This window comes from Bacillus cereus group sp. BfR-BA-01524, from assembly GCF_022662595.1.
In the GTDB taxonomy this organism is placed as follows: Bacteria; Bacillota; Bacilli; order Bacillales; family Bacillaceae_G; genus Bacillus_A; species Bacillus_A thuringiensis_S.
In genome coordinates, this window is record NZ_JAKUDW010000147.1 from 1 (window position 1) to 9,794 (window position 9,794).

Sequence of the window (9,794 nt, forward strand, 5' to 3'; positions counted from 1 at the left end):
ATCAAATTTAGATAAAGGTTTAGTTACAGAGGAAGTTAAGTATAATCCAAATGCTATGAAAAACCCGATTGCTCAAAAATCCATTTCTACAGAAGCGCAAAATCTTATCAAGAGTGTGAATGCTAAATATGGTACTAACCTTAAGTATGCAGATTTAAATGGAACTATTAGAATAATTGATAAAAACATGTATTTACCAGAAGGTACAATTGGGGCACAAGTCTATGTTAATGCTACTAGTGAGAATGATTTCAAAATTATTTTCTTAGATAATAACGAAGCAACTATTGAATTAGCTAAAAAGTGGACTACGATGTTAAATTCTGATTTAGTTCTAGATAAAGAAATTCAAGAAACTGTAGATGCTCAAGAAATAAATAACTATGAAAAAGGAAAATATAAGATCCGTGTAGGGCATTCTACAGCTGACCACATGATGTACGTTCAAGTACGTGTATAATATCATTGTAATTAAATGTTTCATTTGATATATTAAGATATGTAGTATATAAATAAAAAAATAAATTTGATTTATTTACGTAAAGGACACACCTTACGTACCTCCCAAGGTACAGGTGTGTCCTTTTTTATGTTTAAAGGAGGGATTTTATGAAACTGAGAAAAAAAATATTATTAACCTGTACTTCTTTAATTTTGTTATTACCGTCAGTAGCAAGTGCGGGAAATAGTGATGTACCATTTTATGATGGAAATGAAACTACGATTTTAGCATCAGACGAATTACAATTGAAGGGAAAACTACTTAGGTCTGGAAGTAGATATAAGGCAAAAGAGTTCGAATATAAAGCTGATATACATTTTCCTGCTGTTTATAATGGTTCTTTTAATTGGGGGAATCCAAGGGAAAACCTTGTGCAAAATGAAGACCAGTCAGAGCCTTATGTGCGTATATCAAATGACGGCTACATTAACCCTTCAGTTGTAGTAGGAGATAGAATGGTAACTGAAGTGGAGAGAATTACAAATAGCATAATTACAGATAAATATTGGGGTAACTCTCAGTTTGTTTTAAAATATTTAATTCCACATAAGATTACAAATCAAGATTCCTATGAATCTTATGGACATTTCTATTGGATTAGGGATATTGCCTATCTTTCTGGCGGATACGCAGGGGCTGGTAGTGTAAATGGTGTAAATAGGTATAACTTGTGGTATGTACGTACAAGCAAACCTGAAATAAAAGATTTTAAGGCTACGAGTGGAAAAAAAGATGTACCTGTGAAATTTACATTTAACGGATTCGAATATGTAAGTAAAAATAAAGGATATAATGACCGAGATCCCAATGGAACAACAATAAACCCTTATCAAAAAGCTGCTGGAGAACGGAACCGAGTTAAATGGATGTTAGATATTACAAAAGATGGCGAAACCGTGTATCATCAAGAAAATTATCTACGTTCAACTCCGCAAAAAGATAATCAAAAACCAAATGAAGGTGATGCAGGGCAATTTAAGTCAGAAGAACTAAAGTGGCAGCCGCAAATGTGTGGTCGATATACTGCGAAAATTAAAGTCCTTGATGCTGTTCAAAGGGAATCGAACGAGAAAAAAGTTGATTTTAACATAGATGGTAACTGTGGAACTGAAGTAACACCTAACCCAGATCCAGGTGATGAAGATGATTTTAAATATAAAATTGATTTCTCTGCTGACCGAATTGAAGGAGAAACCGCAAGAGAAGGAAAGAATATCAAAACAAGAGTAGATGTATCACGTGATAATTTTAAACCAGAGCGTGATCAATATAGAACAAAGGTAAACAACAATATTAATAAGTCTCAACAAGAAGTAAATAGCTATGAATCGGAGAGAGATAGTGCTCAATCTAGTCTAAGTTATTGTCGCCGTAATCCAATTCATGAAGTAGATGCCCAGGGAAAGGATCACTATTATGATAGAGACTGCTCTTGGGAAGAAAATAAACTAGATAGTGCGGCAAGTAAGCTAGATAATGCAAAACAGAAGTTCGAAAAAGAGAAGAATAAACTTAAAAAGCTAGATGTATTTGAAGAAAAATATAAGAATCCTGAAACAGTAGTTGTGTTAAGACATAACGGACAACAAGTATCATCACAAAAGGTAAGATTAACTGAGGGAGAAAAGAAAACCTTAAACCTTGATTGGCAACATAAAGGGAAAGGAACAATTCAGGCAGAAATTAACCCTGATGGTAATCGCATAGACATAGAGGAAACTACGTATAAAAATAATCCTATTAAAACTGCTATCTATGCACCATCTCATGAAAAAGGGATGTGCGGAGTAACGAGTGTAAAAGGTGTGGTAGAAACAGTAAGTGAACGTGTATCAAAAGAAGATATAGTTGGGAAAATGTATTATGAAACTTTGACAGGGAGTATTGATAATTTAGCTCCTTCTAAGCTACATTCTGGTTATGGATTTTCGTATGAAGTAAACGGTAAGTACAAAAATGAGTGGAATGCAAGTTACCCTGGTATATTTACTGCTGCTAAGGTACAATACCCATTTGCAGACGAAGGATTAAAGTCTACCCAAGATTTAGATAAGAAGGAACTAAAAGATAATACAGCAAAATTCCTACCTAAAAATATGTATTTATCTGAAGCAATAGGACATGTTTTTGATAGTAAAAGACCAACTAAGTCTTTATATTGGGATGGACAAGAGAAAATCATTGATGGCGGCCAAAAATGGTATTCACCACTGAAGACAAAAGATGGTGTATACACTTTTAATGTAGAAACAGCTCCAGCAGGTATCAATGAAATGAGTTTATGTTTAACTGAGCAAGTAGAGATTAAGGGTGTTGCGTACGATGATTTCATAAAAAGAAGAGTATTTCCTGATGATCCATTCCCTGGAGGAAGTGGAGTAGGATGGAACTGGGTAGGGAAAGAAGAACTACTTCATAAACTGACTGATTGGTATTACATGAAGACTGGGAAATAAAAATAAAATATAGTATAATTTGATGAATCGACACAATAATATATCCATCATAAACTAGTAGCTGAATGGATAAACCAAAGGCACATCCCTTAATGGGATGTGCCTTTTTTTCATAGAAAGGGGAAATTAGAGTGGATAAAAAGAAAAAACAACGTGTTAGACGTGCGATTATTATGGGGGTTGTCGCAATGATTGTATCGCTATACATTGGAAGCGAATTTCAGGATCGGAATGGGAAGAGTTATGCTCCTGCAAAGTATTTTGAAACAGGAACGAAATTGATTTCGTACTAAAAGTATTTTGTTTTATTTCACAAACTATAGTGGATGAATATACATGACAGGTACTATAGTTGGTGTTATAATATGTGTAGAAGTATTACAAAGATAATTTTTGCATAAACTAATAAAGACGAAGTGCTGGTAACACTTCGTCTTATGTAACTACTACCGCAAGGTGGATGGTTGCTAAAAAAGAGTTTATTTTTTCTTAGAATCACCCTTCAAACGCTTGCCGGCATTGTGGGTGGTTCTTTTCGTTTTTCGTCGTTTTTTTTGTATTTGCTTCCAAGACGTTGATAGGTATTTACCTACTCGTTTTGCAAAAAATACAGCGACTTCTCTAGCAATTACTTTCAGTATCTCAATTGCTATCGTGAAAAGTATATCCATTCGATCACCTCCTTTCTCCATAAAATGAAAGAGAAAGGATAGCAACCGACCACCCTGAAATATTCAGTTACATTATATTCATTATACCATATTTATAGTTGGGTTAATAGCTTAAAAACCTTGATATGACAACGTTTTTAAGGTTTTTTAAGTTTTGGGATCAGAGATTTGAAATGGTAAAAATAATATTTTTTTTAGAAATGATTGACATAAAACTCTATATATCATAATATTGAAATTGTAATATTAAAGAAATCAAATCCAACATTTTCATATAGACTTTAGATTAGCTAAAAGGACACACCTAAGGCGCATTATGCCATAGGTGTGTCCTTTTTTTGCGTTTAAAGGCTACATAAGGAGGAATACAAACATTGAAGCCATCTAAGTTTCAAAAGAAGCAGATTGCTGCGGTAGGTTTAGCTGCTGCAACTGTAGCGGGTATCTATGGGTACAATCATTTTGCAGTCGAAAATGCAGTAAAACCAACAAAGATTGTTGTAGCTGCAAAGGATATACCTGCGCATACAGAGATTAAAGAAGACATGCTAGTGGAACGAACATTACCTGGTGATGCGATTCCCCCCAATGCATTACGTGCAAATAAAAAAGAAGTAGTAGGTAAGTGGACAAATGATGGGCAGCCCATTACAGAAAATAGCTATCTCTTTAAAAACAAAGTAGTAAAGAAAGAAGAGTTACCTGACTCTGCCATTTTAAATTTAAAAGATGGAGAAGTTGCATTCCCGTTACTCGTTGATTTGGAAACAAGTTCAGGTAATAGTATCATTCCGAACACGTATGTGGACTTATATTTCAAACAGGTTGTAAAAGAAGGAGACAATGAGAAGGTTGTATTCGGTGGTCTTTTCCAACGTGTACGTGTGACTGCTGCAAAGGATAGCAATACAGAAGATGCCTTCGTGCTAGAAAAGAAAGAATCAAAAGAGGAACAAGAAGGAAAACAAAAGCCAAAGGTAACGCGATTATATACACTGGCTGTTTCACCTGAACAGCTTCAATATTTAAATCGTGCAAAAACGCTTGGAGATGTAATTCCTGTTGCAGTCGGACAAAAAGTAGAACAAACAGGGAAAGAACTAGAACCAGCTGAAGGATTCTCGCAAATATCGGATCAAAAGAACATTTTAGACTATGTAGAGAAGCATTCGACCAATCCAATTTCTAAAAATGTAAAAGAGTATGTAGCGCAGTATCTGAACGAATCTAAGTAAGAAAGGAGTTTTTTAGATGGATCGGCAAGTAAAAATCATTACCTTTTATGCCACAAATGAAAACGTAGGAAAAAGTACGTTAAGTATTACGATGGCAAATGAGTTAGCTCATCTAGGGAAAAAGGTGCTTTATGTAGAAGCGGACCAAGTAAGACCAAGTTTTGCGGTTGGAACTGGTCTTAGCCATGAGAGTAAAAACATGCTAGAGCTTGTAAGAAAAGAAAATGAATATAATCTTTCGCAGTATATTTGTACCAAGCAAGATTTGTTAGAGAAAAAAGTGAATCCAAGATTGATGCAAAAATTGCACGATAAGATGGATTTTCTGGTATTTCCATCAGGTTATAGTTTGGCTCAATTCCCAGAGATTCAAAACAAAGAATTGTTTGTAACGACATTTATCGAATCACTTGTAGATACAGAATATGACTACATCATTCTATCGGTACCAACTGAATTATCCGAGGTGCTAAGTTATCCGATCCTATATCAATCAGACCTTGTTGTTCATGTGCTAAATGGCAACCCTCGTGGTGCAATAGCAATTAAGCGAGAATTACAATTAATAGAAAATGCAAAGCTAACATTACCTCGAATGATTCATGTGCTAAATATGGCAGATGAGAATTATGTAGAAGATATTGAAAAGCTTTCTTCTCAAAAAATTGCGGTGACAATTCCGTATGACAGAGATCGTACGAGTTACGAATGGGGGATGCAATTTGGTTCCCCGCAAATTAATACAAAGGTCCATCACATTATGGAAGCAGCTGGTCTTGGTATTCCATCCCAGCAATCCTCTATGAAAAAGGGTCTCTTTGGTTTACGAAATTAAAAGGGGGACAAGGAGTATGTGGGGCTATTTACAGGAAAAACAAATCGCCTTAAAGCGAAATCGAGTTGATTTATATCACTTTGGTTACATGATTCGTTCCAAATCAGCTCGAAAGTTAGGAACAACTACAGCTCAACAAATTAAAGATATAACAGATGAAATTCGTGCATTTTTAGTAAAAGATCATCGTGATATCCTAAGTGAATCCTTTATGAATAAAGAAAAGAGAGCAGCTGTAGAACAAATCATTAAAAGCTTTTTACTAAGCAATCAAGTCGTTGTTTCAGATGTACCTTCTGAACAGTTACTAAATATGGTGTGTGACGAAATTGTGGGGTTTGGGATTATAGAACCTTTAAAAGAAGATAAGGATGTAACGGATATTTATATCAATGGCACAAAAGAAATCATTTACGAAAAAATTGGAGAGGGAGAATGTACATTTCCTTACCGATTTGAGACGGAAGAAGAAGTGAAAGCTCTAGCTTATAAGATGGTAAACAGTACATCAGAGTCATTGAATACAGCAAAGCCGTATGTGGATTGCGTGTTTCCATATATCCGCATCAATATTGCGTTAGATGAACTTGGGGGGCTCGGAACAACGATAACGATTCGTAAGAATGCAGATCACCTTCGTGCTTCTGAAGAGCGTATGTTATCTACCAATCAAGCATCGAAAGAAATGTTGAAATTTTTGGCTGCAGCTGTGAAAGCCAAAATGAATATTTTAGTTGCTGGAGCCACGGGTACAGGGAAATCAGAGTTTATGAAATATCTTGCTTCTCACATTCCGAAAGGAAAGAAAAAAGAACGTACTCTTGTAGTAGAAGATAACCCTGAATTATATTTGCATCGCATTTTTCCGGAACATCATTTTGTTCCGATGCAATGTAGGGCATCGGAAGTAGAAGAAAATGCAATCGACTTTGATAGATTGTTAACAAATGCTTTACGTCAAGGACCAAAGCGATTAATTGTAGGGGAATCGAGGGGGAAAGAAGCGTTAAAAATGATTAACTTTTTCCAAACAGGACATCCTGGTTTCACCTCTGTCCATGCAAGAAGTGCAAAAGAAGCAGTTAGACGTTTAATGCTCATGTGTCTGCAAAGTGGTGCGAATATCGATGCCCAGTATTTATATGAATTAATCTCACAGACATTTGATGTGATTGTCTTTTTAGAAAAGAAAGATGATGGAAATCGCTATATTACAGAGATGATTGAGTTATTGGATTATCAAGATGATATACAGTTCAATCAGCTTTCTCAATTTATCCCTTCGGGTGAGGAATATGATGAAATGAATGAAAGAGTAGGAAAGATTCATGGAGATCATATCATTACAGCCAAGATGTCAGCTGAAATGGAGAAGAAATTCCGTTCTTCTACTGTAAATCCAGCTCTTTATGCACCATTCCTTTCAAAACAGGAGGTGCAATATGCATAGTTTATTGGCTTATGGATGTATATTTTTAATCTTTATTAGTGTAGGATTGCTTGTTTTACTTTTTTCGAAATCTAAAGGTTCTGCTCTCTCTCAATTTGTACAAGAAAACGAAAAAGAAGAAAGGCGCTTGGAATTAAGGAATATTAAAGGGATACGAATGTATCTACCACAATCCGTTATCCAAGAAGCCCAAAAGTACGAATGGAAATTGACGAAAAGTATGTACTGGGTATATACGATTCTTTCTGGGATGAGTATTGCAGCAGTATTCTATTTTTCTTTTGGTAGAGATCCTTTTACACTGATTACCGTTTTATCTGGATTTTTAGTTCCAAGGTTTCTTCTTTATCGAAGAAAAAAACGTTACTACTTGGTTGTCATTGACCGTCTTTCTATCTATATGAAAGCAGTAGCAAATGCACTTCAAATTAGTAACAATGCAAAACGAGTGTTAGTTCAGGTGAAACCAATGATGCATGAAAGCATTCAAGAAGAAATAGAAAAAGTTTCTCTTTTATTAGAAGGTGGAACCACAATGCATCGTGCATTTAGAGGATTCAATGAAACGTTTAACTTTAGAGAATTGGTTTTCTTCCATGAAATGTTGGAAGTGTGCAGTCGAGAAGGTGGAACAAATTCAGTACAAGTCCTACTAGATATTGCAGAAGATTTTGAAAAACAAAAACTATACCTGGCAAGATTGCGTTCTAGTTTGTCGCAAGCACAACGTGCTTTTGTACAGAACTGCTTAATCGTTATCGCCATGCCAATTGTTATTATGTTGATGTCAAAAGAAGCATATGGATTTTTGGCAGGTTCTATGATGGGGAAAATCGCGTTAGCGGTAAATATGTTCATTGTCTTTTTCTTAGCAACACGTGTAGAAAAGATTGCAAATTATAACCCAACAGAAAGAGGGGAATAAGGTGGCTACGATTTTAGCTGTAGTGGTATTCGTTGTCATGTACTGGGTATTCTCTACCTTTCTACAAAGTAAAAAAGACAGCGGTAGCTTACTTACGAACTATGTAGAAAATGCAAAACGAATTGAAAAGAAGAATTTAAATCAAATGATGCTTGCTCCCTTCCAGTCATTATCACATAAGTATCTGACAGAAGAAAAGAAAGAGCAGATTCAGAAAAAATTAGAAGAAGCTGGCCTGGATACGAAACCTGAAGAATATTTAAAAATGAAGGTTGCATATCCCATCATTTTCACCTCTGTTTTCTTGATATGTACGGTGTTCCATGATTACTACTTATTTAAAGTGGGTGTTTTAATTTCACCGCTGCTTTATTTCTATCCTGATTATCTATTAAAGAGAAGAATCAAGCAGGCGATAGAAGCTAGGAAGTTCGAATTACCAGAGTATCTAATTCCTATGCTGCAGTTGTTAAAAACACATACAACATTAGAAGCAGTAAAAAAGGCGCAAATATATGCTGGGAGGCATCTTCGTCCGTATGTCTCTACACTTACAGCGGAATTAGAAATGTATGCTGGTTCGGATCAACCATTTCGAAACTTTGCAGCTGCCTTAAATAGTCCAGAAGTAAATACCTTTACGATTGCACTGCAACAAGCGCAAAAAACGGACAAAGTACAGAGTCTTCGCATTATGGACGCACAAATTAAAATGATGCGCGAGTTAAAACATGAGAACTATAACCGTCTCATTCAAAATAAGCCAATGGAAATGAATAAATTTAACGTTGCAGTTATTGGATGTATTGTGATTTATCCAATGGTGATTGTTATTCAATCTTTAATGCAAGGATTTGCAAGTTTATAGAAGATATTATCAAAAATGGAATAGGTAAAGGAGCAAGATATATGTTAACGAAAATGAAGAATTGGTTAAAAAATGAAGACTCACAATTATCATCAGAAAATGGTATGTTAATCGCCTTGGCGGTCATCATCGTATTAGTGATTGGCCCGTTTGTATGGAAAGCAATCCAAGGTGGTTATGATACGATCCTGGCACGATTCACAAAAGCATCAAGCAATGCAGATGTGAATTCTTGGAACAAGTAATAGAAGATTTAGATGAATGATGTTTATTACGTATAGCTCAAATAAATGGATAAGGGAGATTCAATCATGTTAGCAAAAATGAAAAGTTGGTTAAAAAATGAGGATTCGCAACTATCATCAGAAAACGGTATGTTAATTGCCTTGGCGGTCATTATCGTATTAGTAATTGGTCCGTTTGTATGGAAAGCAATCCAAGGTGGTTATGATACGATCCTGGCACGATTCACAAAAGCATCAAGCAATGCAGACGTAAATTCTTGGAATAAGTAATTAAAGATTTAAATAGATAAGTTCTAATTCAAGTAAATTCTTAAAATCGATATATAAAGGAGACGAAATGAAATGTTAGCAAAAATGAAAAGTTGGTTAAAAAATGAAGACTCACAATTATCATCAGAAAACGGTATGTTAATCGCGTTAGCGGTGATCATCGTATTAGTAATTGGTCCGTTCGTATGGAAAGCAATTCAAGGTGGTTATGATACGATCCTGGCAAGATTCACAAAAGCTTCAAGCAATGCAGATGTAGATTCTTGGAACAACAAATAAGTTTTGTATTGAAAATAAGAGGGGGCGTGTTTCATATAGCTCCCTCCTTTTAAAACAT

At 35.2% G+C, this 9,794-nt stretch carries 11 protein-coding genes and 1 pseudogene; 11 read left to right on the forward strand and 1 reads right to left on the reverse strand.

The window, feature by feature from the left end:
* From MR170_RS28545 to MR170_RS28555, 3 genes and pseudogenes are all read left to right on the forward strand, one after another.
* Positions 1-460, forward strand: a pseudogene (locus MR170_RS28545) (S-layer homology domain-containing protein); the annotation flags it as partial.
* Between the two features lie 149 nt (positions 461-609).
* A complete protein-coding gene (locus MR170_RS28550) occupies positions 610-2,958 on the forward strand; it encodes a hypothetical protein (protein ID WP_242310312.1) in 2,349 nt (782 codons plus the stop codon).
* 131 nt (positions 2,959-3,089) lie between these two features.
* Entirely contained in the window at positions 3,090-3,251 is a 162-nt protein-coding gene (locus MR170_RS28555; protein WP_017762530.1) for a hypothetical protein, read from the forward strand.
* 186 nt (positions 3,252-3,437) lie between these two features.
* Here MR170_RS28555 and MR170_RS28560 read toward each other — a convergent pair whose 3' ends face one another.
* Positions 3,438-3,629, reverse strand: a complete 192-nt coding sequence (locus MR170_RS28560; RefSeq protein WP_000353181.1) for a hypothetical protein — start codon at positions 3,627-3,629, stop codon at positions 3,438-3,440.
* 374 nt (positions 3,630-4,003) lie between these two features.
* On the opposite strand from MR170_RS28560, the gene cpaB reads away from it, so the two are divergent.
* The 8 genes from cpaB (at position 4,004) to MR170_RS28600 (ending at position 9,736) form a co-directional block, all read left to right on the forward strand.
* Complete coding sequence (gene cpaB, locus MR170_RS28565; RefSeq protein ID WP_000804774.1) at positions 4,004-4,864, forward strand: Flp pilus assembly protein CpaB; 861 nt, start codon at positions 4,004-4,006, stop codon at positions 4,862-4,864.
* Positions 4,865-4,880: 16 nt separating this feature from the next.
* Positions 4,881-5,699, forward strand: coding sequence for an AAA family ATPase (locus MR170_RS28570; protein ID WP_242310314.1), 819 nt, complete (start codon positions 4,881-4,883; stop codon positions 5,697-5,699).
* 16 nt (positions 5,700-5,715) lie between these two features.
* Positions 5,716-7,149 (forward strand): TadA family conjugal transfer-associated ATPase, encoded by a 1,434-nt coding sequence (locus MR170_RS28575; RefSeq protein WP_242310316.1) that lies wholly within the window; start codon positions 5,716-5,718, stop codon positions 7,147-7,149.
* Positions 7,142-8,074 (forward strand): type II secretion system F family protein, encoded by a 933-nt coding sequence (locus tag MR170_RS28580; RefSeq protein WP_000555820.1) that lies wholly within the window; start codon positions 7,142-7,144, stop codon positions 8,072-8,074. The genes MR170_RS28575 and MR170_RS28580 overlap by 8 nt, the downstream gene beginning before the upstream one ends.
* Position 8,075: 1 nt before the next feature.
* Positions 8,076-8,942: a hypothetical protein gene (locus MR170_RS28585; RefSeq protein WP_000201169.1), complete on the forward strand. Its 867-nt coding sequence runs from the start codon at positions 8,076-8,078 to the stop codon at positions 8,940-8,942.
* Between the two features lie 41 nt (positions 8,943-8,983).
* Positions 8,984-9,187 carry a hypothetical protein gene (locus MR170_RS28590; protein ID WP_000956353.1) on the forward strand — a complete coding sequence of 68 codons (204 nt, stop codon included), beginning with the start codon at positions 8,984-8,986 and terminating at the stop codon, positions 9,185-9,187.
* A 66-nt stretch (positions 9,188-9,253) separates the two neighbouring features.
* Positions 9,254-9,457: a hypothetical protein gene (locus MR170_RS28595; protein ID WP_000879962.1), complete on the forward strand. Its 204-nt coding sequence runs from the start codon at positions 9,254-9,256 to the stop codon at positions 9,455-9,457.
* 72 nt (positions 9,458-9,529) lie between these two features.
* Positions 9,530-9,736 (forward strand): hypothetical protein, encoded by a 207-nt coding sequence (locus MR170_RS28600; RefSeq protein ID WP_017762535.1) that lies wholly within the window; start codon positions 9,530-9,532, stop codon positions 9,734-9,736.
* The last annotated feature ends 58 nt before the right edge of the window (positions 9,737-9,794 follow it).

Coding starts and splice junctions, on each gene's coding strand:
- MR170_RS28550 (WP_242310312.1), top strand. CDS start 610: ATGAAACTGAGAAAAAAAATATTATTAACCTGTACTTCTTTAATTTTG.
- MR170_RS28560 (WP_000353181.1), bottom strand. CDS start 3,629: ATGGATATACTTTTCACGATAGCAATTGAGATACTGAAAGTAATTGCT.
- MR170_RS28570 (WP_242310314.1), top strand. CDS start 4,881: ATGGATCGGCAAGTAAAAATCATTACCTTTTATGCCACAAATGAAAAC.
- MR170_RS28575 (WP_242310316.1), top strand. CDS start 5,716: ATGTGGGGCTATTTACAGGAAAAACAAATCGCCTTAAAGCGAAATCGA.
- MR170_RS28580 (WP_000555820.1), top strand. CDS start 7,142: ATGCATAGTTTATTGGCTTATGGATGTATATTTTTAATCTTTATTAGT.
- MR170_RS28590 (WP_000956353.1), top strand. CDS start 8,984: ATGTTAACGAAAATGAAGAATTGGTTAAAAAATGAAGACTCACAATTA.
- MR170_RS28595 (WP_000879962.1), top strand. CDS start 9,254: ATGTTAGCAAAAATGAAAAGTTGGTTAAAAAATGAGGATTCGCAACTA.
- MR170_RS28600 (WP_017762535.1), top strand. CDS start 9,530: ATGTTAGCAAAAATGAAAAGTTGGTTAAAAAATGAAGACTCACAATTA.